Genomic DNA, 23,884 nt, shown 5'->3' on the forward strand with positions numbered 1-23,884 from the left:
CGATGCGGCTCGAGGCGCTGCTCTACTTCTACGGCCGGCGGCTGCGGACGCAGCCGGTCCAGGAGCTGCTGGCCGGTCTGGGGATCGCGATCGGCGTCGCGCTGACCTTCGCGGTGCTGGTCGCGAACTCGAGCGTCGCCGGCTCGGCCGAGCAGGTCGCGCGCAGCGTCGTCGGCACCGCCGACCTGCAGGTCGCGGCGCGCGGCGCGCGCGGCCTCGACGAGCAGCTGCTCGCCGGCGTGCGCGCGACGCCCGGCGTCGTCCACGCGGCGCCGCTGCTGGAGCAGCGCGCGGTGCTGCGGGGCCCGGGCGGCCGCAGCACGCCAGTCAACCTGGTCGGGATAGACCGCGAGATGGCGGCCTTCTCCGGCCGGCTCGCCGGCACCTTCGTCGCCGGCGGCCTGCTCGGGGTCGACGGGATCGTGCTGCCGCTCGCCAGCGCGCAGGTGCTCGGGATCGGCCGCGACCACGACGCGATCGTGCGCGACCCGGCCCGGGTCGACGTCGAGGTCGCCGGGCGCAGCGTGCCGACGACCGTCGCGGCGACGCTCGGCCGCGAGGCCGCCGGCCCGCTCGCGGAGGCGCTCGTCGCGATCGTGCCGCTCGAGCGGGCGCAGCGGATGACCGGCCTGGAGGGACGGGTCTCGCGCGTGATAGTCGAGACCGCGCCGGGGCGGGAGGAGGCGGTCCGCGAGCACCTCGAGTCGCTCGCCGACGACCGCTTCGACGTGACCGCCGCCGACGCCGAGAGCGCGCTGCTGCGCCAGGCACTCGGCCCCGGCGACCAGGCGACCTCGTTCTTCGCCGCGATCAGCGCGCTGCTCGGCTTCCTGCTCGCCTTCAACGCGATGCTGCTGACCTCGCCGGAGCGCCGGCGGCTGATCGCCGAGCTGCGGATGCAGGGCTTCCGCGCGCGCCAGCTGGTCGTGCTCGTGCTGTTCCAGGCCGGCGTGCTCGGACTCGTCTCCTCGGCGGTCGGCGTGCTCGGCGGCAGCGTGCTCGCGCGCGGCGTCTTCGACGACTCGCCCGACTACCTCTCCCCGCCGTTCACGCTCGGGACGGGCACGCTCGTCGGCCCGCTGCCGGTGATCGGCGCACTCGTGGCGGGGATGCTCGCCTGCGCGCTCGCCTCGGCGCCGCCGCTGCTCGACCTGCGGCGCGGCAGAGCGGTCGACGCCGCGCTGCGCAGCCCCGGCGTCCCCGGCAACGCGCTCACGAGCCGCACACGCCGCCGGATGCTGTGGACGGCGCTGGGCCTGACCGCGGTCGCGGGAGCGCTGCTGGCGTTCGCGCCGGAGATCGCGCTGCTCGCCAGCGGCCTGCTCGCGATCGCCACCGTGCTGCTGATCCCGTCGACCTTCGCCGCGGTGCTGACCGCCGCCGAGTGGGTCGTCGAGCGGGCGCCGGGGCTCGGGCTCGTGACGGTCGCGCTGTTCGCGCTGCGGGCGACGACGCTGCGCTCCCTGGCGCTGGCGGCGACCGGCGGCGTCGCCGTCTTCGGCTCGGTCACGATCGGCGGCGCGCGCGACGACCTGCTGCGCGGGATCGCGAACTACGCCGACGACTACGTCACGACCGCCGACCTCTGGATCGTCAACCCGGCCGACAACCAGGGCACGAGCGAGATCCGCCGGCCCGGGATCGTCGAGCGCGTCGCGGCGGTCGACGGCGTGCGCGAGGCCCGCCCGTTCCAGGGCAGCTTCCTCGACGCCCACGGACGGCGCCTGTGGGTGATCGCGCGACCGTCGGAGGACCCGTCGCTCGTGCCTCGCTCGCAGCTGGTCGACGGCGACCTGGAGCAGACCGAGCGGCGCCTGCGCGACGGCGGCTGGGTCGTGCTCTCCGACCAGCTCGCCGAGCAGACCGGGACCGGCCCCGGCGGCCGCTTCGCGCTGCCGACGCCCTCGGGCGGGGTCTCGCTGCGGGTCGCCGCGACGACGACCAACCTCGGCTGGGCCCCCGGCACCGTGATCGTCGGCCGCGACGACTTCGCGCGCCTGTGGGGCAGCGACGCGCCGACCTCGGTCGAGGTCTCGCTCGAGCCCGGCGCCGACCTGCTGGACACGCGCGCGGCGGTCGAGCGGGCGATCGGCGCCGACAGCGGCCTGCAGGTGCTGACCGCCGCGGAGCGGATCGAGATCATCAACGCCTCGGCGCGGCAGGGGCTCGACCGCCTCGACCAGATCGCGACGCTGCTGCTCGTCGCCGCCGTGCTGGCGATGGCGGCAGCGATGAGCGCCGCGATCTGGCAGCGCCGGGTCGCGATCGCGGCGCTGCGGATCCAGAGCTTCACGCCGCGCCAGCTGTGGGCGCTGCTGCTGATCGAATCCGGCGTCGTGCTCGCCGCCGGCTGCCTCACCGGCGCCGTGCTCGGCCTGCTCGGGCAGGTCGGCGCCGACCGCTATCTGCGCGTCGCGACCGGCTTCCCCGTGTCGGCCGTGCCGGCCAGCTGGCAGACGGTCGAGGCGTTCACGATCGTCGTCGCGGCGGCGCTCGCGGTCGTCGCGATCCCGGGTTGGTTCGCCTCGCGCGCCGACCCCAGCCTCGGCCTCCAGGAGTGATCGCGGACGGCATCGCGATGCCGTCCTGACCCTGCTGAAACCTTCCAAGACTTGCCGGTATATGACCAAACCGGCATGTCCCCCCACGCTGCGCTCGCGCGCGTTCGTCGCGCTCCTCGGCGCGAATGCCCGTTACTGGACGACCGTCGCGCCGCTGGCGTGGCGCGAGCTGCGCCGCTGGAAGGAGCGCGCGCAGCTGATCGACGACGCGACCCTGCGCCGTCACGCGCTCGTCAAGCTGCGCGAGGACGACGGCAACGTCAAGACGACGGTGACGCTGGCGACGCTCGCACCCCGCCGCCAGCGCGCCTGCGTCGTGCGCGCGATCGTCGCACTGCAGGTGATGTACGACTACCTCGACGCGGTCAGCGAGGAGCGGTTCGCCGACGGCGCGCGGTGCGGCCGCGACCTCTTCCGCGCCTTCGACGCCGCCTTCCGCGCCGAGGCCGCGACCGACTACTACCGCGGTCACCCCCGCCGCGACCGCAGCGGCTACCTCGACGCGCTCGCGACCGCCTGCCGCGAGGCGCTGCAGCTGCTGCCGCGGCTGGCAGCGGTCGCCTCGCTGGCGGCCGCGACCGCAGCCCACTCCGGCCGCGCGCAGGAGCTGAGCCACGCCGCCGCCGACGGCGAGGTCGAGCCGCTGGCGGAGTGGGCCGGCGCCGGGGCCGACGACGCACCGCTGACGTGGTGGGAGCGGGCCGCCGGCAGCGCCGCCTCGATACTGGCCGTCCACGCGCTGATCGCGGCCGCCGGCGATCCGCGCACGACGCGCGCCGACGCCGAGCGGGTCGCGCGCGCCTACCGGCTGGCGGCGACGCTGACGACGCTGCTCGACAGCCTCGTCGACCACGAGCGCGACCTCGCCCGCGGCGATCACAGCTACGTCTCCTACTACCCCAGCGCGGCGGTGGCGGCCGAACGGATCGCGGCGATCGCGCGGCTGACCGCCGACGCGGCCGCCGGCCTGCGGCGCGCGCCCCACCACCTGATGACGGTCGCGGGGATCGCCGCCTTCTACCTGTCGGCGCCCGGCTCGCGCAGCGCCTTCGCGCTGCCGGCGACCGTCCGCGTGACCGCGGAGCTGCGGCCGCTGATCGTGCCGATCCTGTGGCTCTTCCGCACCTGGCGGCGGCTGCGCGACGCGTGAGCGCGGCGAGCGCACGACGACCGACCGGCGCGAGGCGGCGCCGGTCGGTCAGCTCCCCCTACATGCGGAAGACGCCGTAGCCGACGTCGGCCAGCGGGGCGTTGGCGCAGGCGGCCAGGGCGGTGGCGAGGACGTGGCGGGTCTGGCGCGGGTCGATCACGCCGTCGTCCCAGAGGCGGGCGGTCGCGTAGACCGGTCTGCCCTGGCGCTCGTACTGGTCGCGCAGCTGGGCGCCGACCTCCGGCTGGCCGACCTCGGTCATCACCGCGCCGGCCTGCTCGCCGCCCATCACCGAGATGCGGGCGTTGGGCCACATCCACAGGAAGCGGGGCGAGTAGGCGCGGCCGCACATGCCGTAGTTGCCGGCGCCGTAGGAGCCGCCGACGATCACGGTCAGCTTGGGCACGCGCGCGCAGGAGACGGCGGTGACGAGCTTGGCGCCGTCCTTCGCGATCCCGCCGGCCTCGTAGTCGCGGCCGACCATGAAGCCGGCGACGTTCTGGACGAACAGCAGCGGGATCCCGCGGCGGTCGCACAGCTCGACGAAATGGGCGCCCTTCAGCGACGACTCGCTGAACAGCACGCCGTTGTTGGCGACGATCCCGACCGGATGGCCGTCGACGTGCGCGAAGGCGCAGACGAGCGTCGTGCCGTAGAGCGCCTTGAACTCCTGCAGCTCGCCGCCGTCGACGATCCGCTCCAGCAGCGCGCGGACGTCGTAGGGGGTGCGGCTGTCGAGCGGGACGAGGTCGAGCAGGCCGTCGGGGTCGTCGGCGTGCGCCGGCGGCCGCGACGCGATCCGCTCCCACGGCTCCGCGCCCGGCGCGCCCGAGCGCGGCAGCGTCCGCACGATGTCGCGGATCCGCTGCAGCGCGTCGGCGTCGTCCTCGGCGAGGTGGTCGGCGACGCCGGACGTGCGGGCGTGGACGTCGCCGCCGCCGAGCTCCTCGGCGGTCACCTCCTCGCCGGTCGCCGCCTTCACCAGCGGCGGGCCGCCGAGGAAGATCGTCCCCTGCTCGCGCACGATCACCGTCTCGTCGCTCATCGCCGGGACGTAGGCGCCGCCGGCGGTGCAGGAGCCCATCACCGCGCTGATCTGCGGGATGCCGCGCTTCGACATGTTCGCCTGGTTGAAGAAGATCCGCCCGAAGTGCTCGCGGTCGGGGAAGACCTCGTCCTGCATCGGCAGGAAGGCGCCGCCGGAGTCGACGAGGTAGACGCACGGCAGCCGGTTCTCGGCCGCGATCTCCTGCGCGCGCAGGTGCTTCTTGACCGTCATCGGGAAGTAGGTCCCGCCCTTCACCGTCGCGTCGTTGGCGACGACCATGCAGTGGCGGCCGTGGATCAGGCCGATCCCCGCGACGACGCCGGCGCCGGGCGCCGCGCCGTCGTACATCTCCTCGGCGGCGAGCGGCGCGACCTCCAGGAACGGGGCGCCCGGGTCGCAGAGCCGCTCGACGCGCTCGCGCGCCGGCAGCTTGCCGCGCGCGACGTGGCGCTCCATCGCCTTCTCGCCGCCGCCGGCGCGGACGCGCGCGAGCCGCGCCTCCAGGTCGGCGATCAGCTCCAGGTGCCCCTCGCGGTACCCGCTCATCGTGCCTCCTCCCACGCTCGGAGAACGAGCCTCCAGGCGAGTTCTCCGGACCGAATCCGAGGCCGCTGGCCGAGCGATTCGGCGCTCATCGCACCTCCTCCGTGCCGTCCGCGTGCACTTCCAGCAACACCGCTCTGAGCGCGACCTTGTCACCTGGGCTGACCGTCAGCCCGGCGACGACGCCGTCGTGCGGCGCGGTCACCGACAGCTCCATCTTCATCGACTCCATCACGACCAGCACCTCGCCGGCTCTCACCGCGTCGCCGTCGCTGACGTTGACGAGCAGGATCGTGCCCGGCATCGGCGCGGCGAGCGAGTCGCCGGCGGCGCTGAGGTCGCCGCCGCCGGCGCGCGCCGGCTCCAGCTCCAGCTGCCAGCCGCCGCGGCCGATCCAGAGGCGGCCGTCGGCCGCGTCGGCCGCGATCGCGTAGCGGCGCGCGACGCCGTCGACGACGACCTCCAGCGCGCCGTCGTCGGAGCCGGCTCGCCGTGCGCTCCCGCGCCAGCGGCGGTCGCCGATCAGCACCTCGTCGCCGCGGACGGCCAGCTCGCCGCTGTCGCCGCCGATCCGCACCCGCCGCCGCCACGTCCCGGTCGAGCCGTCGGAGCGCCAGCCGAGCGGGACGCTCGTGCGCGCGGCGAGCGCCTCGGCGTCGAGCAGCGCAAGCGCGAGCGCCGCCGCCGGCAGCAGATCCTCCGGCGGCGCGAGCAGCGGGTCGGGCGCGGCCGGCCGGTCGCCCGCGGCGCCGTCGCCGGCGGCCGCAGCGCCCCCGTCGGCCGCACCGGCGCCCGCCTTCTCCTCGCCGGCCAGCACCCGCTCCAGCAGCCCGGTGTCGAGCGCGCCGGCGCGGACGTCGGCGCGCTCGATCAGCGCGCGCGTGAAGGCGGCGTTGGTCGTGACGCCGAGCAGCTCCAGCTCGGCGAGCGCGCGCTCCAACCGGCCGAGCGCGGCGGCGCGGTCGGGGCCGTGCGCGATCACCTTCGCGACCATCGGGTCGTAGTGGGTCGTCACCGCGACGCCGTCGCCGAGCGCGTCGTCGACGCGGACGCCCTCGCCGCGCGGGGCGCGCCAGCGGCGCACGACGCCGGTCGAGGGCAGGAAGCCGGCGGCCGGGTCCTCGGCGTAGAGGCGGGCCTCGACGGCGTGACCGCTCGGCGTCAGCGCCTCCTGGCGCAGCGCGAGCGGCTCGCCGGCGGCGACGCGCAGCTGCTGCTCGACGAGGTCGACGCCGTAGACCAGCTCGGTCACCGGGTGCTCGACCTGCAGGCGCGTGTTCATCTCGAGGAAGAAGAAGTCGCCGGAGAGCATCCCGGCCCGCTCGCCCGGGACGATCAGCTCGACGGTGCCGGCGCCGACGTAGCCGCACGCCTCCGCCAGCCGCACCGCCGCCGCGCCCATCTCCGCCCGCCACTCGGGGTCGACGACCGGCGAGGGCGCCTCCTCGACGACCTTCTGGTGGCGGCGCTGCAGCGAGCACTCGCGCTCGCCGAGGTGGACGGTCGCGCCGTGGCGGTCGGCGAGCACCTGGATCTCGATGTGGCGCGGCCGCTCGAGGTAGCGCTCGACCAGCACGCGCTCGTCGCCGAAGGCGGCGGCCGCCTCGCGGCGCGCGGCCGCGACGGCCTGCTCCAGCTCGTTGGGGCCGCGCACGACGCGCATCCCCTTCCCGCCGCCGCCGGCGACCGCCTTCACGACGACCGGGAAGTCGTGCTCGGCGCAGAAGGCGGCGATCTGCTCCAGCGTCAGGTCGGCGCCCTCGATGCCCGGGACGACCGGGACGCCGGCCTCGCGCGCGAGGCGCTTGGCGCGCGCCTTGTCGCCCATCAGCTCGATCGCCTCCGGCGGCGGGCCGATCCAGGTCAGGCCGGCGTCGGCGACCGCGCGAGCGAAGTCGGCGCTCTCGGCGAGGAAGCCGTAGCCGGGGTGGACCGAGCGGGCGCCGCTCGTGCGCGCCGCGGCGATCAGCGCGTCGATCGAGAGGTAGGAGTCGCGCGCCGCGGGCGGGCCGATCCGCACGGCCGCGTCGGCGGCGGCGACATGCGGCGCGGCCGCGTCGGCGTCGCTGAAGACGGCGACCGAGCGCAGCCCGAGCCGCCGCACCGTGCGGCAGACGCGGACGGCGATCTCGCCGCGGTTGGCGACGAGGACCGGGGAGAGCGCGTCGAGCTCAGCCACGGGAGGGCTCCTGCGCGGCGGCGGTCTCCCCCGGCGCGCTCGGCGCCGCGCAGGCCGCGCCGTCACCGCCGGCCCACGCGATCGGACCGGCCGTCAGCAGATGCGAGCCGAGCGGGCGGCCGAGGACGGCCTGCACGGCACGGGAGGCGTCGAGCAGCGCGTCGAGGTCGACGCCGGTCTCGACGCCCATCTCGTGCAGCATCGAGACGAGGTCCTCGGAGGCGATGTTGCCGGTGGCGCCCGCCGGCACCGGGCAGCCGCCCAGCTCGCCGAAGCTCGACTCGAACGAGCGGCAGCCGGCCCGCAGCGCGCCGAGCACGTTCGCGAGCCCCTGGCCGCGCGTGTTGTGGAAGTGGGCGGTCAGCTCGACCTGCTCGCCCAGCTCGCCGACGGCGCGCTCGAAGAACGCCTGCACCTGGACGGGGTTGGCCATCCCGGTCGTGTCGCCGAAGCCGACCTCCTCGCAGCCGGCGGCGTGCAGCGCGGCCGCGATCTCCAGCACGCGCTCGACCGCGACGCGGCCCTCGTACGGGCAGCCGAAGGCGGTCGAGATCGTCCCCTGGCAGCGCAGCCCGGCGGCGCGGGCGCGGTCGAGCACGCGCGCGATCCCGTCGAGCGACTCGGCGACCGAGCGGTTGACGTTGCGGCGGTTGTGGGTCTCGGAGGCCGACAGGAAGACGTTGACCTCGTCGAAGCGGTCGCGCACCGCGAGCGCCGCGTCGAGGCCGCGCTCGTTGGGGACGAGGACCGAGACGGAGACGTGGTCGGGCACGTCGATCGCGCCGAGCACCTCGACGGCGTCGGCGAGCTGCGGGATCACGTCGGCGCGCACGAAGCTCGTCACCTCCAGCCGCGTGAGGCCGGTGCGCGCGAGCCGGTCGATCAGCGCGACCTTGTCGGCGGTCGCGATCACCTCCGGCTCGTTCTGGAAGCCGTCGCGCGGGCCGACCTCGCGCAGATGGACGCGGTCGGGAAGGCCGTCGGTCCCCGTCATCGCGTCACGCCCCCAGCGCGCGGGCGATCACCATCTGCTGGACCTCGTCGGTCCCCTCGCCGATCGTGAGGATCTTCGCGTCGCGGTAGAAGCGGCAGACGGGGTACTCCTCGATGTAGCCGTAGCCGCCGTGGATCTGGACCGCCTCCTCGGTGGCGCGGACGGCGAGCCGGCCGGTCTTCAGCTTCGCCTGCGCGGCGACGAGCGAGAAGTCGCGTCTCTGGTCCTTGAGGAAGGCGGCGTGGTAGGTCAGCAGCCGCGCGGCGGCGATCTCGGTCGCGACGTCGGCGAGCTTCGCCTGGATCGCCTGGAACTTCGAGATCTGCTGGCCGAACGCCTTGCGCTCCTTCGCGTACTTCAGCGCCTCGTCGAGCGCGCCCTGCGCGAGGCCGACGCCCATCGCCGCGACGCCGATGCGGCCGATGTCGAGCACGCGCAGGAACTGCTTGAAGCCGTCGCCGCGCGGGCCGACGAGGTTCTCCTCCGGCACGCGGCAGTCGGTGAAGGTGAGCGGGCGCGTGTCGGAGGCGTTCCAGCCCATCTTGCGGTACGGCGTGCCCTGCTCGTAGCCGGGCGTCCCGTTCGGGACGAGGATGTTCGAGATCTCCTTGCGACCGCGCTCGTCGGTGCCGGTCTGGGCGGTGATGACGACGCAGCCGGAGATCTCGGTGCCGGCGTTGGTGATGAACTGCTTGGCGCCGTCGACGACCCACTCGCCGCCGTCGAGCGTCGCGCGCGTCTGCACGTTGCCGGCGTCGGAGCCGGCCTCCGGCTCGGTCAGGCCGAAGGCGCCGAGCAGCTCGCCGGCGGTCAGCTTCGGCAGCCACTCGGCTCTCTGCTCGGGCGAGCCGAACAGGTAGATCGGCTGGGTGCCGAGCGAGGTGTGGGCGCAGAGCGTGATCGCGACGGAGGAGTCGATCCGGGCCAGCTCCTCGACGGCGATCGCGTACGCGAGCGTGTCGGCGCCGGCGCCGCCGACCTCCTCGGGGAAGGGGATGCCCATCAGGTTCAGCTCGCCGAGCCGTCTGACCAGCTCGTACGGGAACGCCTTCGTGCGGTCCAGCTCCTCCGCCACGGGGGCGATCTCCTGCTCGGCGAAGTCGCGGACCGTGCTGCGCAGCAGCCGGTGGTCGTCGGAGAGGTCGAAGTCCATGTCCGACACGATACCGAATGGCGGCTCGGTTTTCGAGCGGTCCCTCGGTGTCGCCGGTTTTCGTCGACTGTCTGTTAGGGTGCCCTAATGCTCCTGCGCAAGCCTTCCTTCCAGCGCCTCGCCGCGCTGTTCGCCGTGATCGCGGCCACCCTCCTCGCCGCCGGCTGCGGCGGCGCCGACGACGGCGCGACCGCCACGACGTCGGCCGGCGACGGCGCGAACGCCGGCGGCTTCCCGGCGACCGTCCACCACAAGTTCGGCACGACGACCGTCCCGGCCGCGCCCGAGCGGATCGTCTCGGTGGGGCTCACCGAGCACGACACGCTGCTGGCGCTCGGCCATCGGCCGATCGCGATCACCGAGTGGTACGGCGACCAGCCGGACGGGATCTGGCCGTGGACCCGCGCCGAGCTGGGCGACGCGAGACCGACCGTCCTGCAGAACAGCGACGGCTTCGAGTTCGAGCGGATCGCGGAGCTGCGCCCCGACCTGATCGTCGGCACCAACTCGGGCATGAGAGCGAGCGACTACGAGAAGCTGTCGAAGCTGGCGCCGACGATCGCCGCCGCTCCCGGCAGCACGCCGTACTTCTCGCCGTGGGACGAGCAGGTCGAGCTGATCGCGCAGGCACTCGGGAAGCCGAAGGAGGGAAGACGGCTCGTCGCCGACGTCGAGCGCCGCTTCGCCGACGCCGCCGCCGCGCATCCCGAGCTGAGGGGGAAGACCGTCAGCTTCAACCAGAACGCCTTCTCCGACGGTCTTCTCTACTCCTACCCCGATGGCCTCAACACCGAGTTCCTGACGCTCCTGGGACTGAGCATCGAGCCGCGCGTGACGGCACTCGCCGACAGAGCGGGCGAGCAGGTCGGCATCTCCCCCGAGCGGCTCGACGTGATCGACAGCGACATCGTCCTCTTCGCCACCGAGAAGAGCGACGACATCGCCGCGCTGGAGCGCATCCCGACCTTCGGCAGGCTCCGCTCCGTCGCCGAGCACCGGGTCGTCTTCACCGACGGGACGCTGGCCGGCGCGATCTACTTCATGACCCCGCTCAGCCTCCGCCACGTCGTCGACCGCCTGCCGCAGGAGCTCGCCCGCGCCGCCGCCGGCAAGGCGCCGCGCGAGATGGTCGGCGGCTGAGGCCGGCGTGCGGCGCACGCGCCGGGCGTCCGCGCGCCGGCCCGCCTAGACTGCGGCGGCGATGGCCGCGCGCGATCACCAGCACGACGAGCCGGTCGGCGCCGCCGGCGCCTACGACGCGATGGCCGAGGCGTACGCGCTCGACGGCGAGGAGAACGCCTACAACGCGCTGTACGAGCGTCCCGCGACGCTCGCGCTGCTGCCGCCGGTGCAGGGCCGCGACGTGCTCGACGTCGGCTGCGGCGCGGGGCCGCTGTCGGCGCGGCTCGCCGAGGCCGGCGCGCGCGTCACCGGCTTCGACGCGAGCGAGCGGATGGTGGCGCTGGCGCGCGCCCGCGCGCTGCAGGAGGCGCGCTTCCTCGTCGCCGACCTCGCCGCGCCGCTGCCGTTCGACGACGACGCCTTCGACGTCGCGGTCGCGAGCCTGGTGCTCCACTACCTGCGCGACTGGGTCGCGCCGCTGCGGGAGCTGCGCCGCGTCGTGCGGCCGGGCGGCGCGCTCGTCTGCTCGACCCACCACCCCGCCGACGACGTCGCGCTGTCGTCGAGCGGCGACTACTTCGCCACCGAGCTGCTGCACGACCGCTGGGAGAAGGGCGGCAGGGAGTACGACGTGCGCTTCTGGCGCCGGCCGCTGCATGCGATGTTCGCCTCCTTCGACGCCGCCGGCTGGCGCGTCGAGCGACTCGAGGAGCCGCAGCCGCTGCCGGCCTGCCGCGAGCGCGACCCCGAGGCGTGGCGGAGACTGACGCGCGAGCCGGCCTTCCTCTTCTTCCGGCTCGTCCCCGTGCCCTGAGGGCGGGGGGCAGGCAGGCGGCGCGGACGTGCACCCCGCCGACTCCTACCCGAGCGGCTCGCGCACGAAGACGATCTGGGCGGGGTTGACGGCGACGCGCTGACCGCCGCGCTCGAGCGTCACCTCGACGAGGCCGCCGGCCGTCGCGACCGGCGAGCGGAGGCGCTCCATCACCTCGTCGTAGGACTCGGTCACCATCAGCTTCACGCCGTCGCCGGCGTTGAGGGCGGTCGTCTGGATCACTGCCGGCATCGTGCGCTCCTCGTCGTGCGGCGGCGCGTCCAGCGCGGGCGCGGCGCTCGCGCCGCACCGCACCCGGGACCGAGCCGCCGTTCGGTTTTTCGTCGGCCGCACGCTATCGTGGCCGGCTCCGATGGCCATCCCACCGACACGTCCGGCGCTGCGCCAACGCTACGACGCCAAGCGCGACGGCGTCGTGCAGGCGGCCGCCGCGCTGTTCGCCGAGCGCGGCTACCACGCGACGACGATGCAGGACCTGACCGAGGCAACCGGGCTGACCGCCGGCGGGCTCTACCACTACATCGGCTCCAAGGAGCAGCTGCTGCTCGCGATCTGCGACACGCTGATGGAGCCGCTGCTGGCCGAGGCGGAGGCGCTCGACCTCGACGCGCTCGCGCCCGAGGCGGCGCTGCGCGCTCTGGTCCGCGCCTGGGTCGAGCAGGTCGCCACCCACCGCGACCACATGGTCGTCTTCCTGCAGGAGCGCCACGTGATCGAACGCGACCCGCAGTGGAGACACGTCGCCGCCAGCCGCAAGCGGTTCGAGCGCCTGCTCGACCGCACGCTCGCGCGCGTCGAGCAGGAGGACGGCGCCTCCGGCGCCAGACGGTTCGCCGACCGCCGCCTGACGACCTTCGCGCTGCTCGGCATGGTCAACCACCTGCCGCAGTGGTACCGCCCGCGCGGCCGCCTGTCGGTCGAGCAGATCGCCGACGGCTTCTGCGACATGGTGCTCGGCGGCTGACGCCCGCCTACCTGCAAGGTAGGTGCCGCGTGCCGGTCGCGGCGCTACCGTCATCGCCATGGCGACGATCGAGACGACGACCGCAGGGCAGCGGACGGCCGGGGCCGGGCCGCTGCTGCGCGACTGGCGCCGCCGGCGCCGACTGAGCCAGCTCGACCTGGCGTTGGAGAGCGGCGTCTCGGCGCGGCACCTCAGCTTCATCGAGACCGGGCGCTCGAAGCCGAGCGCCGAGATGGTGCTGCGGCTCGCCGAGCAGCTCGACGTGCCGCTGCGCGAGCGCAACCGGCTGCTGCTGGCGGCCGGGTACGCGCCGGCGTTCGAGGAGCGTGGGCTCGACGCACCGGAGATGGCGCCGGTCCACGACGCGATCCAGCGCGTGCTCGACGGGCACGAGCCCTACCCGGCGATCGTCGTCGACCGCGGCTGGAACCTCGTCGCCGGCAACCACGCGATCTCGCTGCTGACCGAGGGCGTCGACCCGGCGCTGCTGCGCCCGCCGGCCAACGCGATGCGACTCGCGCTCCACCCCGGCGGCCTCGCCCCGCGGATCGTCAACTTCGGCGAATGGCGCGCCCATCTGATCGACCGGCTCGCGCGCCAGATCGCCGTCACCGCCGACCCGGAGCTGGTCGCGCTGATGGAGGAGTGCTCCGCCTACCCGCTGCCCGACGGGGCTGAGGAGCCGTCCCCGCCCTCCCCGGGCCACGAGCTGGCGGGCCAGATCGCCGTGCCGCTGCGGCTCCGGATCGGCGACGAGGAGCTGGTCTTCATCAGCATCGTCGCGACCTTCGGGACGCCGGTCGACATCACCGTCGCCGAGCTGTCGATCGAGTCGTTCTTCCCCGGCGACGCGGCGACCGCCGACGCGGTGCGCGCGTTCGCCGGCGGGTGAAGGGCCAGCACCGTCTGCGCAAGCCGACGCTCGCTCCGCGGAGCTCTGCAGACGAAACCGCCCCGGCCGCGTGATTTCCGGAGAAACCATAGGCGGTACCGGGGCGTGGACGCCTAGCGTATCGGGGGCATGGACGAACGCCAAGTCTCCGCCTGGGTCTCGGACGATCGGTTCGCCTCGTTCCTGGCTGTCGCAGATGGTGATTTCGCCCGTGCCCTCTCGACATACCGCTGGCACGTCGATCTGTGCATGGCCGTGTTCGGCCTCGTGCACGAGTTCGAGGTGCTGATCCGCAATGCGATCGACCGCGAGCTCGGCGACGGGCAACCGCAGTCGCCGATCGGGATGACGTGGCTGATGGACTTCGAGACGCTGCACCCGTGGGCTGTGAAGCAGGTGGCGGCGGCGGTCGAGCGGCTGCCACGAGACGTGCCACTCACGCGAGGGCGCGTGGTCGCTGGCCTGTCGTTCGGCTTCTGGGCGTCATTGTTCGGCCGCCGTTACGAGCAGTTGTGGCGCACGCGTCTGCACCATGCGTTTCCGCATGCGAGCGAAGGCCGCGACGGAGTCGGCCGACGAATGCGCGCGCTGCAGGCGGTCCGCAACCGCGTGGCGCACCACGACTCGCTGCTCGAGGTGGACGTCACCGCGGCAGCACGCATGATGAGCACGCTGGCGGGTTGGATCGACCCCGCCGCCGCCGTCTGGCTGCGGCGGGTGGCGCGCGTGGAGGAGTTGGTGGCGCGGCGGCCGTGAGTCGCGCGGCGACCGCGTTCACCGTCCCTTCATCTTGCGCGCCTACGATCGCGCGCCATGAAGGTGATGGTCGTCGACGACGAGCCGGCGATGCGCGACGCGCTGGAGCTGGCGCTGCGGCTCGACGGCTTCGAGGTGGAGCTGGCGCCCGACGGCCGCGAGGCGATCCGCCGGCTGCCGCTGATCCGCCCCGACGTCGTCCTGCTCGACGTGCTGATGCCCGAGCTCGACGGGGTCGAGGTCTGCCGCCGCATGCGCACCGCCGGCGACCGCACGCCGGTGCTGATGCTGACCGCGCGCGACGAGGTCGACGACCGCGTCGCCGGGCTGGAGGCCGGCGCCGACGACTACCTCGCCAAGCCGTTCGCGCTGCCCGAGCTGCTCGCCCGACTGCGCGCGCTGCTGCGCCGCACCGGCTGGGCGGCCGACGACGAGCTGCTGCGCTTCGACGAGCTCGAGCTCGACCCCGCCGCGCACGAGGTCCGCCGCGGCGGACGCGAGCTGGAGCTGACGCGCACCGAGTTCGCGCTGCTGGAGCTGTTCATGCGCAATCCCCGCCAGGTGCTGACGCGGGCGCTGATCGTCGAGCGCGTCTGGGGCTACGACTTCGGCCCGACCTCCAACTCGATCGACGTCTACGTCGGCTACCTGCGCCGCAAGACGGAGGCCGGCGGGAGGCCGCGGCTGCTGCACACGATCCGCGGCGTCGGCTACGTGCTGCGCCAGGCGCGCCCATGAGCTTCCGCCGACGCGTCGTCGTGCTGGTCGCGGCCGCCGTCGCCACGGCGATCGTCGGCGCCTCGGCGCTCGTCTACGTCGTGATGCGCAGCGAGCTGTACGGGCAGCTCGACGACCGCCTGCGGACGCAGGCGCCGAGAGCGCTGTTCGTGTCGGCCCGAGCGGCACTGCCCCCGTTCGGGAAGACGGCCGCCTGGCGCGCCGATCCGCGGCTGAGCGTGCTCGGCGCCGGCGCCCTGCCGACGCTCGGGGCGATCGGCGGCGAACGCGCGACCGCACGCGACGGCACGCTGCCCGCGAGGAGGCTGAAGATCGTCGTCCCGGGCGAGCTCGGCGCCTCCGACGTCGTCGCCCAGCTGGTGACGCGGTCGGGCGACGTGCTCGGCCCGTCGGAGGCGGCGGCGAGACTGCCGATCGACGAGCGCACCGCCGCGGTCGCCGCCGGCAGAGCCGACGCCTTCTTCTCCGACGCGACCGTCGACGGCGTCGAGGTGCGGATGCTCACGACGCGGGCGCCGAACGGCGGGGCCCTGGCGGTCGCCGCCTCGCGCTCCGAGGTCGACGACGCGCTGCGGCGGCTGCTGGCGATCCTCGCCGGCGTCAGCGGCGCGGGCATCGCGGCCGCGGCCGGGCTCGGGGTGCTCGTCTCGCGCCGCGCGCTGCGGCCGGTCGTCCATCTGACGGCGGCGACCGAGCACGTCGCCGCGACGCAGGACCTGAGCCGCCGGATCGAGGTCGCCGGCGACGACGAGCTGGCGCGGATGGCGCGCAGCTTCAACACGATGCTGGCGGCGCTCGACGGCGCCCGCGCCGCGCAGCGCCAGCTGGTCGCCGACGCCTCGCACGAGCTGCGCACGCCGCTGACCGCGGTGCGGACCTCGATCGAGGCGCTCGCCGGCGCGCCCGACCTGCCCTCGGCCGAGCGCGCCCGCGTGCTGGAGGCGACGCGCGTCCAGCTGGAGGACCTCAGCCTGCTGATCGGCGACCTGATCGACCTCGCGCGCCCGGCGGCGCCGGTCGCGGAGGTCGAGGAGGTGCGGCTCGACCTGCTCGTCGCCGAGGCGATCGAGCGGGCGCGGCGCCACGCGCCGGCGGCGAGCTTCCGGCTCGACGCGCGCGCGAGCGTCGTGCGCGCCGTCCCCGGCCGGCTCCACCGCGCCGTCGGGAACCTGCTCGACAACGCCGTCAAGCACGGCGGCGCCGACGGCGTCGTCGACGTGCGCGTCCGCGACGGCGCCGTCAGCGTCCGCGACCACGGCGCCGGGATCGCGCCGGAGGACCTCCCGCACGTCTTCGACCGCTTCTGGCGCGCCCCGAAGGCACGCGGCCTGCCCGGCGCCGGGCTCGGGCTGGCGATCGTGCGGCAGGTGGCGGAGGCCCACGGCGGCACCGTCCGCGCCGAGGCGGCGGCCGGCGGCGGCGCGCGGCTGGTCCTCTCACTGCCCTCCTAGACGGCTCTCACCGCTCCTTCACGGACGGCTGGCTCGATGGAGACCAGACCGTTCTCGAGCAGGAGGAGCAACCATCGTGACCAGACCGTTCCGTTCGCTGCCGGGGGCCCTCGCCCTCGCCGCCGCGCTCGCGCTCGCCGCCTGCGGCGGCGACTCGTCGTCCTCGTCGACCGCCGCCGGCGGCAGCGAGGAGGAGCAGCGCCTGGCGTTCCAGGACTGCCTGCGCGGCAAGGGCATCGACATCTCGTTCGCCGCCGACGGCAGAGGGCTGGCGATCGGCGCCAGACGAGGGCCGGGCAGCGGGGACACGCCCGACACGGCGACCGCGATGGAGGAGTGCCGCGAGTCGAGCGGCTGGTCGCCGCCGCAGCCGAGCGCCGAGCAGAGAGAGGAGTTCCGCGAGAGAGCGCTCCAGTTCGCCCGCTGCATGCGCGAGCACGGGGCCGACGTCGACGACCCCGCGCCCGACGGCAGAATGCTGATGAGAGTCAGAGGCGACAGCCCGACCTTCCGAGCGGCCCAGGAGGCGTGCGGCGGCAGATTCGGCATGCGCGCCCCGGCCGCGCCCGCCGCGCCGGCGCCGTGAGACGGCGGACCGCCCTCTCGGTCGCGCTGCCGGTCGCGGCCGTCGGCGCGCTCGCCGCGGTGGTCGCGGCGAGCGGCGGCGGCAGCGCCGGCGACGATCCGCCGCGCTCGGCCGCGCTGCGCGGGACCGAGGTCGTCGAGCGGCGGACGCTCGTCGAGCGCGAGCGGATCGACGGCACGCTCGGCTACGACGACCCGCGCCCGGCGCTCGACCGCCTCGGCGGGACGCTCACCTGGCTCCCGCGCCCCGGCGCCGTGATCCGCCCCGGCGAGCGCCTCTTCGCCGTCGACGACCTGCCCGTCGTGCTGATGGACGGAACGGTGCCGGCGTGGCGGACGATCGAGGCCGGGATCGACGACGGCAGCGACGTGCTCCAGCTGGAGCGCAACCTCGCCGCGCTCGGCCACGACCCGGGGACGGTCGACGACGCCTTCACGAGCGCGACCGCCGCCGCCGTCGAGCGCTGGCAGGAGGCCAACGGCCTGCCCGCGACCGGCCGCGTCGAGCTCGGCCGCGTCGTCTTCCTCCCCGGCCCCCGCCGCGTCGCCGCCGTGACCGGCTCGCTCAGCGGGAGCGGGAGCGGGGGCGGAGGCGGCAACGCCCTCGCATCGTGGGACGGCGGCACGGCGGCCGGCGGCAGCGGCGCCCAGACCGTGCCCGCGAGCTGGGACGGCGGCGCGGCGGCCGGCGGCAGCGGCGCCCAGACCATCCCCGCGAGCTGGGACGGCGGCGCGGCGGCCGGCGGCAGCGGCGCCCAGACCGTGCCCGCAAGCTGGGACGGCGGCGAGCCGACGACGACCGCCCCGCCGAGCACGACCGGGCAGGAGCCGCCGGCGGGCGGCGCGCCGGATGGCGGGAGCGGCGGGGCCGGAGATGGCGCGAGCTCGGACGGGAGCGAGCCGTCCGGCGGCGGAGCGCCATCCGGCAGAAGACCCGCCGGCGACAGAGCGCCGACGGGGAGAGCGCCGGGGCGCGGCGACGGCAGCGCCGGCGAGCCGAGCCGCGGCGATGACCCGGCCGGCGACGATGCGCCGGCGGGCGGCGGCGACCGGCACGGCCGTTCCGGCGGGCCGACGCGCGGCCGCTCGCCCGCGGGCGGCGGCTCGGCCGGCGGCGGCTCGCCCGCGGGCGGCGGCGCGCCGTCGGCCGGCGGCGGCTCCCCAGCCGGCGGCGGCTCCCCAGCCAGCGGCGGCCCCCCAGCCAGCGGCGGCCCCCCGACCGGCGCCGGCGGCGGCGGGGGCGGGAGCGGCGGCACGGAGGTGCTGGAGACGACCGCGACGACGCGCGTCGTGACGGCCGAGCTCGAGGCGGCCGACCAGGGCCTGGCCCGGGTCGGCGGCGAGGCGACCGTCGAGCTGCCGAGCGGCCGCGCCGTCGCCGGCCGGATCGTCGCGGTCGGCACCGTGACGAACGACAGCGGCGGCGAGGAAGGCGGGTCGGCCGGCGGCGGCTCCGGCGGATCGGCGACGCTGCCGGTCACGATCCGCCTGCGCTCGACGCGAGCGGCCGGCCGCCTCGACCAGGCGCCGGTCGTCGTCGAGCTGACCCGCACGACGCGCAGAGACGTGCTCGCCGTCCCGGTCGCGGCGCTGATCGCGCGCGACGGCGGCGGCTACGCGGTCGCCGTCCGCCGTCCGGGCGCGGCGCGAGCGACCGAGGCCCCGGTCGAGCCGGGGATGTTCGCCGACGGCTGGGTCGAGCTGCGCTCCGGCGCGGTGAAGGCGGGCGACCGCGTCGAGGTGCCGCGATGAGCCGGCCCGCGCCCGTGCTCGAGCTCGACGCGGTGACGAAGCGCTACCCCGGCGTCACCGCGCTCGACCGTGCCTCGCTGCGGATCGACGCCGGCGAGCTGGTCGCGATCGTCGGCCCGTCGGGGTCGGGCAAGTCGACGCTGCTGCAGATCATGGGCACGCTCGACCGCCCGACGAGCGGCCGCGTCCTGATCGAGGGGCGCGACGCGGCCGCCTGCGACGACCGCGCGCTGGCGGCGATCCGCGCCCGCCGCATCGGCTTCGTCTTCCAGCAGTTCTTCCTGCTCGACGGCGCCAGCGCGCTCGACAACGTCGCCGACGGCCTGCTCTACACCGGCACGCCGCGGCGGGAACGGCGCGAGCGGGCGCGCGAGGCGCTGGAGCGGGTCGGCCTGGCCCGCCGCGCCGACCACGTGCCGGCAGCGCTGTCGGGCGGCGAGCGCCAGCGGGTCGGCATCGCCCGCGCGATCGTCGGCCGCCCCGCGATCGTCCTCGCCGACGAGCCGACCGGCGCGCTCGACAGCGCGCGCGGCGCCGAGATCGTCGCGCTGCTGCGGGAGCTGAACGACGCCGGCACGACGCTCGCGGTCATCACCCACGACCGCGAGATCGCGGCGTCGCTGCCGCGGCAGGTGTCGGTCCGCGACGGCCGGCTGTCGGAGACGGAGGCGGCATGAGCGCACCGACGCTCCGGCGCCCGCTCCTGCGCCGGCGCCGCCGCCGCGCCGCCGAGCGCCCGCTCCCCTCGCTTCCCTCCAGCAGGCTGCCGCTCGCCGACGCGCTGCGGCTCGGCGCCCACGGACTGCGCACCCGCCGCGCCCGCACCGCGCTGTCGGCGATCGGGATCGCGATCGGCGTCGCCGCGATGGTCGCCGTGCTCGGCGTCGCCGAGTCGAGCCGCACGCGCGTGCTCGACCAGCTCGCCCAGCTCGGCACCAACCTCCTCACCGTCAGCCCCGGCGACAGCTTCTTCGGCGAGGAGGTGACGCTGCCGGAGACGGCGGCGCCGGCGGTCCGCGGGATGCCCGGCGTCGAGCGGGCGGCCGCGACGACGTCGATCGCCGCGGGCGTGCGTCGCACCGACCGGATCCCCGAGCAGGAGACCGGCGGGATCGAGCTGCTGGCCGCCGAGCCGAGCCTGCTCGCGACGGTGGGCGGGAGACTGGCCGCGGGCCGCTTCCTCGACGCCGCGCTCGACCGCTATCCCGCCGTCGTGCTCGGCAGCCTCGCGGCGAAGCGGCTCGGGATCGCGCGGCCGGGGCCGCGGATCCATGCCGGCGGCCGCTGGCTGACGGTCGTCGGGATCATGCGGCCGGTGCCGCTCGTCTCCGCGCTCGACCGCGCGGCGCTGATCGGCTACCCGGTCGCCGAGCGGCTGTACGGCACGAGCCGCAGCCCGACCTCGCTCCACGTCCGCACCGACGAGGAGGCGGTCGTCGCGACGCGCGAGCTGATCCCCGCGACCGCCTACCCGCAGCGGCCCGAGGAGGTCGCGATCACGCGCCCCTCCGACGCACTCGCGGCGAAGGCGGCGACCGAGGACGCGCTGACCGCGCTGCTGCTCGGGCTCGGCGCGGTGGCGCTGCTCGTCGGCGGGATCGGGATCGCGAACGTGATGGTGATCGCCGTGCTGGAGCGCCGCCGCGAGATCGGCCTGCGGCGGGCGCTCGGCGCGACCCGCCGCCACGTCGCCGTCCAGTTCCTCTGCGAGGCGCTGCTGCTGTCGTCGCTCGGCGGCGCGCTCGGCGTGCTGCTCGGCGCCGCCGGCACCGTCGCATACGCGGCGAGCCAGGACGTCCGCGCCGTCGTGCCGGCGATCGCGATCGGCGGCGGGCTGCTCGCCTCGCTCGCGATGGGCGCGGTCGCCGGCCTCTACCCGGCGCTGCGGGCGACGCGGCTGTCGCCGACCGAGGCGCTGCGCTCGACCTGACCGGACGGGCCGCGCCTACGCCCGCCGCGCGCGCACGAGCAGGTACTCCAGCTCCCAGCGCGGCGGGCGGCCCGGCTCCGCCGCGTTCGTCTCGCGCGCGAACGTCAGCAGCGCCCGCTCCAGCGCGGCGGCGCGCTCCGGGTCGCCGGCAAGGCCCTCGAAGGCGGCGATGACCGGCCCGAAGTTCGCGCGGTAGAACGAGACGAGCGCCTCGGCGTCGGCGAAGTGGTCGAGCACGACGACGCGCCGCTCGACCGCGATCTCGTCGCTGCCCGGTCCGAGCAGCTCGCGCAGGTGCGGCTCGCTGCCCCACAGCACGGGCGGCTCGTAGCCGGGCGGGGGCGGCGGCGCGAACGGCGCGACCGTCGCGAAGAAGCGCCCGCTCCACCCCTCCGGCGTCCAGTTGAGCATGCCGATCGTGCCGCCGGGTCGGCAGACGCGCAGCAGCTCGCGCGCGGTGACGGCGTGGTCGGGCGCGAAGATCGCGCCGAAGGAGGAGGTGACCGCGTCGAAGGCGCCGTCGCCGAACGGCAGCGACTGCGCGTCGGCGACGACCCACTGAAGCTCCAGCCCCTCCGCCTCGGCGGCGGCGCGGCCGGCGTCGAGCAGCTCGGGCGTGATGTCGCTGGCGACGACCTCCGCGCCGGCCCGAGCGGCCGCGATCGCGACGTTCCCGGCGCCGGCGGCGACGTCGAGCACCCGCTGCCCGGGGCCGATCCCACACGCCTCGACGAGCAGCGGGCCGGTCGCGCCGATCGTCTCCCGCGCGACGCGGGGGAAGTCGCCCAGCGCCCAGATGCGGCTCGCCTCGGCCATGCGCCCAATCTTCCGACGCGGACCGGAGGACCGCAACCTTTCCGGCGCTGCAACGTCTTTTGCAGCATGAAGGAACCAGGCTGGTAGGTTCCGACGCCGTTACATACGAGCCGAGTCGCAGGCCCTCCGCGGGCCTGTGAGCGGGGGACCCACTTGGTCCTCGGACCGGGGGCGAATCGTCGCTTGTTCGCGTCGTAGCGCGGCCGCCACGGCGGCCCTGCGAGCCCGTCAGCTCACCTCGCAGGCTCATTGAGACAGGAGCACCGAAGCTGTGAACCAGGAGCAGCGCGATCTCGCGCTCGATGACCTCTGGGCGGACTCGCTCGAGCGTTCGCTCGCCCGCCGCGGCGCGCGCGCACGGACGTCGGTCGAGTTGGCGCGTCTCCGCCCCCGCGACCTCGCCGACTCCGAGCACGTCCTCGACTCGCTCGCCGTCGCCAAGCGCCGCCGGGAGGCGGCCGCGTCGCAGACGAAGCTTCCCGCCCCGGCCGCGCGCGGCCTCTCGCTGACCGCGCTGCTGGCGGTCACCGCGGGTCCCGCGGTCGGCGCGAGCGCCGCCTTCACCGGCACCGCCGCCGCCGCGACGGTCGTCGAGAAGGGCGACCGCGGCGGCGACGTCAAGAAGCTGCAGCGGGCGCTCGGCGTCCGCGCCGACGGGGTCTTCGGCCCCGGCACGAAGAAGGCGCTGCGCAAGTTCCAGGCGCGCACCGGCCTGCACGTCGACGGCGTCGCCGGCCCGGCGACGTGGAAGGCGCTGAAGCGCTCGGAGGCGAACACCGCGCGCATCAGCCGCAGCGAGGTCAGAGTCGGCGGCAAGACGCGCGTGATCGGCCACACCGTCCGCGCCGTCCAGCGCGAGCTGGGCGTCCCCGCCGACGGCGTCTTCGGCCCGCAGACGCTGAAGGCGCTGAAGCGCTTCCAGCGCGCCCACGGCCTCGTCGCCGACGGCGTCGTCGGCCCGGCGACGTGGAGAGCGCTGACGCGCGACGGCGGCGGCTCCAGCGGCGCGAAGAGCAAGCCGCGCGCCCGCACCGCCAACGAGGGCTCCGGCGTCGCCGCGCTGCAGCGCGCGCTCGGCATCGCCGCCGACGGCGACTTCGGCCCCGCGACCGAGGCGGCGGTCAAGCGCCACCAGCGGGCGCACGGCCTCACCGCCGACGGCATCGCCGGCCCGGCGACGCGCGCCTCGCTCGGCCTCGGCGACGGCCCCGTGCTGAAGCGCGGCGGCGACGGCGGCGGCCGGCGCGCCAGCAGCAGCTCGGCCGACCGCAAGGTCGCGCAGATGATCGCCGCCGGCAACCGGATAGCGAGCACGCCGTACCGCTACGGCGGCGGCCACGGCTCGTTCCAGGACACCGGCTACGACTGCTCGGGCTCGGTCTCCTACGTGCTCCACGGCGCCGGCCTGCTGTCCTCGCCGCTCGCCTCCGGCGGGCTGATGAGCTACGGCGAGCCCGGCCCCGGCAAGCGCGTGACGATCTACGCCAACGCGGGCCACGCCTACATGGTGATCGACGGCAGACGGTTCGACACCTCCGGCGCCAGCGCCGCCGGCACCCGCTGGCAGCCCGACAACCGCTCCAGCGCCGGCTACGTCGCCCGCCACCCGGCGGGGCTCTAGGAGCCGCTCGTCGAGCCGCCGTCGGGCGGCTCGACCGCCGGCCGCTCCGGGTCCGGCTGCGACGGCGCGCCGCCTATGAGGTCGAGGAACCACCTGCCGAAGCGGGCGCCGCGGGTGTCGGGCCCGAACCGCTCGCGGGCGCGCGCGAGCTTCGCGTCGTCGTAGCGGCGGGCCCACGGCGAGCCCGGCTTCGCGAGCCGGAGCGCGGCCCACCCGCCGAAGACGAACGGGACGAAGAAGGCGAGCATGCCGAGGACGATCCGGCCCTTCGCGAACGCGATCGCGGCGAACGTCAGCGTCAGCGAGAACCACGCGGCGGTGCCGACGATCGAGCCGGGGTCGTCGAGGCCGTAGGGGTTGACGCCGATCACGATCAGCGACGCGAAGACGGTCGCGAGGACGACGGCGTCGAGCGAGCTGCGGCCCTCCTGGCTCCAATAGACGTCCTCGAGGTGGACCCAGAGCGCGAACTCGTCGAGCGTGAAGCCGGCGCCGACCCCGAAGCCGACGGCGAGGATCTGCCACCACGGCGCGTCGAGGTCGGTCGCGAAGGCGCCGAAGCCGCTGACGAGCATCAGCACGATCCCCCACACGAGATGGTGGAGGTGGACGCCGCCCTCGGTCTCGACCCCGCCCGGCCACCAGGAGACGCTGCGCGTCAGCCGCGCGCTCGTGCGGATGAAGCCGAACGAGCAGAGGAAGGCGAGCAGGACGATGAACGCCGCCTCGCGCCCGGGCTCGCGATGGGTCTGGAACAGCTCGATCGAGACGACGGTCGCGTCCATGGGCCGTGA

The 23,884-nt window shown here is 75.5% G+C and carries 21 protein-coding genes and 1 riboswitch; of the genes, 14 read left to right on the forward strand and 7 right to left on the reverse strand.

Annotated features, from left to right (window positions below):
• Positions 1-2: 2 nt before the first annotated feature.
• Both BDZ31_RS01920 and BDZ31_RS01925 read left to right on the forward strand, forming a co-directional pair.
• Entirely contained in the window at positions 3-2,561 is a 2,559-nt protein-coding gene (locus tag BDZ31_RS01920; protein ID WP_183338441.1) for an FtsX-like permease family protein, read from the forward strand.
• A gap of 61 nt (positions 2,562-2,622) precedes the next feature.
• Entirely contained in the window at positions 2,623-3,711 is a 1,089-nt protein-coding gene (locus BDZ31_RS01925; RefSeq protein WP_183338443.1) for a DUF2600 family protein, read from the forward strand.
• Between the two features lie 58 nt (positions 3,712-3,769).
• Here the strand turns inward: BDZ31_RS01925 and BDZ31_RS01930 are convergent, their stop codons facing one another.
• From BDZ31_RS01930 to BDZ31_RS01945, 4 genes are all read right to left on the reverse strand, one after another.
• Positions 3,770-5,305, reverse strand: a complete 1,536-nt coding sequence (locus tag BDZ31_RS01930; protein ID WP_183338444.1) for a carboxyl transferase domain-containing protein — start codon at positions 5,303-5,305, stop codon at positions 3,770-3,772.
• 85 nt (positions 5,306-5,390) lie between these two features.
• Complete coding sequence (locus BDZ31_RS01935; protein WP_183338447.1) at positions 5,391-7,481, reverse strand: ATP-binding protein; 2,091 nt, start codon at positions 7,479-7,481, stop codon at positions 5,391-5,393.
• A complete protein-coding gene (locus BDZ31_RS01940; RefSeq protein ID WP_183338449.1) occupies positions 7,474-8,475 on the reverse strand; it encodes a hydroxymethylglutaryl-CoA lyase in 1,002 nt (333 codons plus the stop codon). Before BDZ31_RS01940 ends, BDZ31_RS01935 begins: the two co-directional genes overlap by 8 nt.
• Before the next feature lie 4 nt (positions 8,476-8,479).
• Positions 8,480-9,628, reverse strand: a complete 1,149-nt coding sequence (locus tag BDZ31_RS01945; RefSeq protein WP_183338451.1) for an acyl-CoA dehydrogenase family protein — start codon at positions 9,626-9,628, stop codon at positions 8,480-8,482.
• 87 nt (positions 9,629-9,715) lie between these two features.
• On the opposite strand from BDZ31_RS01945, the gene BDZ31_RS01950 reads away from it, so the two are divergent.
• Both BDZ31_RS01950 and BDZ31_RS01955 read left to right on the forward strand, forming a co-directional pair.
• Complete coding sequence (locus BDZ31_RS01950; protein WP_183338453.1) at positions 9,716-10,768, forward strand: ABC transporter substrate-binding protein; 1,053 nt, start codon at positions 9,716-9,718, stop codon at positions 10,766-10,768.
• A gap of 61 nt (positions 10,769-10,829) precedes the next feature.
• On the forward strand, positions 10,830-11,564 hold the full coding sequence (locus BDZ31_RS01955) for a class I SAM-dependent methyltransferase (RefSeq protein WP_183338455.1): 735 nt from the start codon (positions 10,830-10,832) through the stop codon (positions 11,562-11,564).
• 45 nt (positions 11,565-11,609) lie between these two features.
• Here the strand turns inward: BDZ31_RS01955 and BDZ31_RS01960 are convergent, their stop codons facing one another.
• A complete protein-coding gene (locus BDZ31_RS01960) occupies positions 11,610-11,816 on the reverse strand; it encodes a hypothetical protein (RefSeq protein WP_183338457.1) in 207 nt (68 codons plus the stop codon).
• Between the two features lie 121 nt (positions 11,817-11,937).
• Between BDZ31_RS01960 and BDZ31_RS01965 the strand changes: the two genes are divergently transcribed.
• From BDZ31_RS01965 to BDZ31_RS02005, 9 genes are all read left to right on the forward strand, one after another.
• Positions 11,938-12,549 carry a TetR/AcrR family transcriptional regulator gene (locus BDZ31_RS01965; RefSeq protein WP_183338459.1) on the forward strand — a complete coding sequence of 204 codons (612 nt, stop codon included), beginning with the start codon at positions 11,938-11,940 and terminating at the stop codon, positions 12,547-12,549.
• Positions 12,550-12,607: 58 nt separating this feature from the next.
• Entirely contained in the window at positions 12,608-13,441 is an 834-nt protein-coding gene (locus BDZ31_RS01970; RefSeq protein ID WP_183338461.1) for a helix-turn-helix domain-containing protein, read from the forward strand.
• A gap of 129 nt (positions 13,442-13,570) precedes the next feature.
• A complete protein-coding gene (locus tag BDZ31_RS01975; RefSeq protein WP_183338463.1) occupies positions 13,571-14,197 on the forward strand; it encodes a hypothetical protein in 627 nt (208 codons plus the stop codon).
• Positions 14,198-14,254: 57 nt separating this feature from the next.
• A complete protein-coding gene (locus tag BDZ31_RS01980; RefSeq protein ID WP_183338465.1) occupies positions 14,255-14,935 on the forward strand; it encodes a response regulator transcription factor in 681 nt (226 codons plus the stop codon).
• Positions 14,932-16,386, forward strand: a complete 1,455-nt coding sequence (locus tag BDZ31_RS01985; protein ID WP_183338467.1) for a sensor histidine kinase — start codon at positions 14,932-14,934, stop codon at positions 16,384-16,386. Before BDZ31_RS01980 ends, BDZ31_RS01985 begins: the two co-directional genes overlap by 4 nt.
• A 76-nt stretch (positions 16,387-16,462) precedes the next feature.
• Positions 16,463-16,972, forward strand: a complete 510-nt coding sequence (locus tag BDZ31_RS01990) for a hypothetical protein (protein WP_246344381.1) — start codon at positions 16,463-16,465, stop codon at positions 16,970-16,972.
• Positions 16,969-18,723, forward strand: coding sequence for a peptidoglycan-binding protein (locus BDZ31_RS25335; RefSeq protein ID WP_183338469.1), 1,755 nt, complete (start codon positions 16,969-16,971; stop codon positions 18,721-18,723). The genes BDZ31_RS01990 and BDZ31_RS25335 overlap by 4 nt, the downstream gene beginning before the upstream one ends.
• Positions 18,720-19,400 carry an ABC transporter ATP-binding protein gene (locus BDZ31_RS02000; protein ID WP_183338471.1) on the forward strand — a complete coding sequence of 227 codons (681 nt, stop codon included), beginning with the start codon at positions 18,720-18,722 and terminating at the stop codon, positions 19,398-19,400. Before BDZ31_RS25335 ends, BDZ31_RS02000 begins: the two co-directional genes overlap by 4 nt.
• Entirely contained in the window at positions 19,397-20,653 is a 1,257-nt protein-coding gene (locus tag BDZ31_RS02005) for an ABC transporter permease (RefSeq protein ID WP_183338473.1), read from the forward strand. Before BDZ31_RS02000 ends, BDZ31_RS02005 begins: the two co-directional genes overlap by 4 nt.
• A 15-nt stretch (positions 20,654-20,668) precedes the next feature.
• Here BDZ31_RS02005 and BDZ31_RS02010 read toward each other — a convergent pair whose 3' ends face one another.
• Positions 20,669-21,469: a class I SAM-dependent methyltransferase gene (locus BDZ31_RS02010; RefSeq protein WP_183338475.1), complete on the reverse strand. Its 801-nt coding sequence runs from the start codon at positions 21,467-21,469 to the stop codon at positions 20,669-20,671.
• A 98-nt stretch (positions 21,470-21,567) separates the two neighbouring features.
• Positions 21,568-21,732: riboswitch (cyclic di-AMP (ydaO/yuaA leader) on the forward strand.
• Positions 21,733-21,740: 8 nt separating this feature from the next.
• On the opposite strand from BDZ31_RS02010, the gene BDZ31_RS25340 reads away from it, so the two are divergent.
• Positions 21,741-23,090 carry a peptidoglycan-binding protein gene (locus BDZ31_RS25340; RefSeq protein WP_183338476.1) on the forward strand — a complete coding sequence of 450 codons (1,350 nt, stop codon included), beginning with the start codon at positions 21,741-21,743 and terminating at the stop codon, positions 23,088-23,090.
• Here the strand turns inward: BDZ31_RS25340 and BDZ31_RS02020 are convergent.
• Positions 23,087-23,875 (reverse strand): hypothetical protein, encoded by a 789-nt coding sequence (locus tag BDZ31_RS02020; RefSeq protein ID WP_183338478.1) that lies wholly within the window; start codon positions 23,873-23,875, stop codon positions 23,087-23,089. The genes BDZ31_RS25340 and BDZ31_RS02020 overlap by 4 nt on opposite strands.
• Between the last annotated feature and the right edge of the window lie 9 nt (positions 23,876-23,884).

Source organism: Conexibacter arvalis (assembly GCF_014199525.1).
Taxonomy (GTDB): Bacteria; Actinomycetota; Thermoleophilia; order Solirubrobacterales; family Solirubrobacteraceae; genus Conexibacter; species Conexibacter arvalis.

What these genes read in the sequence shown, in the direction of transcription:
- BDZ31_RS01965 (WP_183338459.1), top strand. Translation starts at nt 11,938, where the DNA reads ATGGCCATCCCACCGACACGTCCGGCGCTGCGCCAACGCTACGACGCC.
- BDZ31_RS01955 (WP_183338455.1), top strand. Translation starts at nt 10,830, where the DNA reads ATGGCCGCGCGCGATCACCAGCACGACGAGCCGGTCGGCGCCGCCGGC.
- BDZ31_RS01945 (WP_183338451.1), bottom strand. Translation starts at nt 9,628, where the DNA reads ATGGACTTCGACCTCTCCGACGACCACCGGCTGCTGCGCAGCACGGTC.
- BDZ31_RS01975 (WP_183338463.1), top strand. Translation starts at nt 13,571, where the DNA reads ATGGACGAACGCCAAGTCTCCGCCTGGGTCTCGGACGATCGGTTCGCC.
- BDZ31_RS01940 (WP_183338449.1), bottom strand. Translation starts at nt 8,475, where the DNA reads ATGACGGGGACCGACGGCCTTCCCGACCGCGTCCATCTGCGCGAGGTC.
- BDZ31_RS01980 (WP_183338465.1), top strand. Translation starts at nt 14,255, where the DNA reads ATGAAGGTGATGGTCGTCGACGACGAGCCGGCGATGCGCGACGCGCTG.
- BDZ31_RS01985 (WP_183338467.1), top strand. Translation starts at nt 14,932, where the DNA reads ATGAGCTTCCGCCGACGCGTCGTCGTGCTGGTCGCGGCCGCCGTCGCC.
- BDZ31_RS01950 (WP_183338453.1), top strand. Translation starts at nt 9,716, where the DNA reads ATGCTCCTGCGCAAGCCTTCCTTCCAGCGCCTCGCCGCGCTGTTCGCC.
- BDZ31_RS01925 (WP_183338443.1), top strand. Translation starts at nt 2,623, where the DNA reads ATGACCAAACCGGCATGTCCCCCCACGCTGCGCTCGCGCGCGTTCGTC.
- BDZ31_RS01930 (WP_183338444.1), bottom strand. Translation starts at nt 5,305, where the DNA reads ATGAGCGGGTACCGCGAGGGGCACCTGGAGCTGATCGCCGACCTGGAG.
- BDZ31_RS01970 (WP_183338461.1), top strand. Translation starts at nt 12,608, where the DNA reads ATGGCGACGATCGAGACGACGACCGCAGGGCAGCGGACGGCCGGGGCC.
- BDZ31_RS01960 (WP_183338457.1), bottom strand. Translation starts at nt 11,816, where the DNA reads ATGCCGGCAGTGATCCAGACGACCGCCCTCAACGCCGGCGACGGCGTG.
- BDZ31_RS01920 (WP_183338441.1), top strand. Translation starts at nt 3, where the DNA reads ATGCGGCTCGAGGCGCTGCTCTACTTCTACGGCCGGCGGCTGCGGACG.
- BDZ31_RS02005 (WP_183338473.1), top strand. Translation starts at nt 19,397, where the DNA reads ATGAGCGCACCGACGCTCCGGCGCCCGCTCCTGCGCCGGCGCCGCCGC.
- BDZ31_RS02000 (WP_183338471.1), top strand. Translation starts at nt 18,720, where the DNA reads ATGAGCCGGCCCGCGCCCGTGCTCGAGCTCGACGCGGTGACGAAGCGC.
- BDZ31_RS02020 (WP_183338478.1), bottom strand. Translation starts at nt 23,875, where the DNA reads ATGGACGCGACCGTCGTCTCGATCGAGCTGTTCCAGACCCATCGCGAG.
- BDZ31_RS02010 (WP_183338475.1), bottom strand. Translation starts at nt 21,469, where the DNA reads ATGGCCGAGGCGAGCCGCATCTGGGCGCTGGGCGACTTCCCCCGCGTC.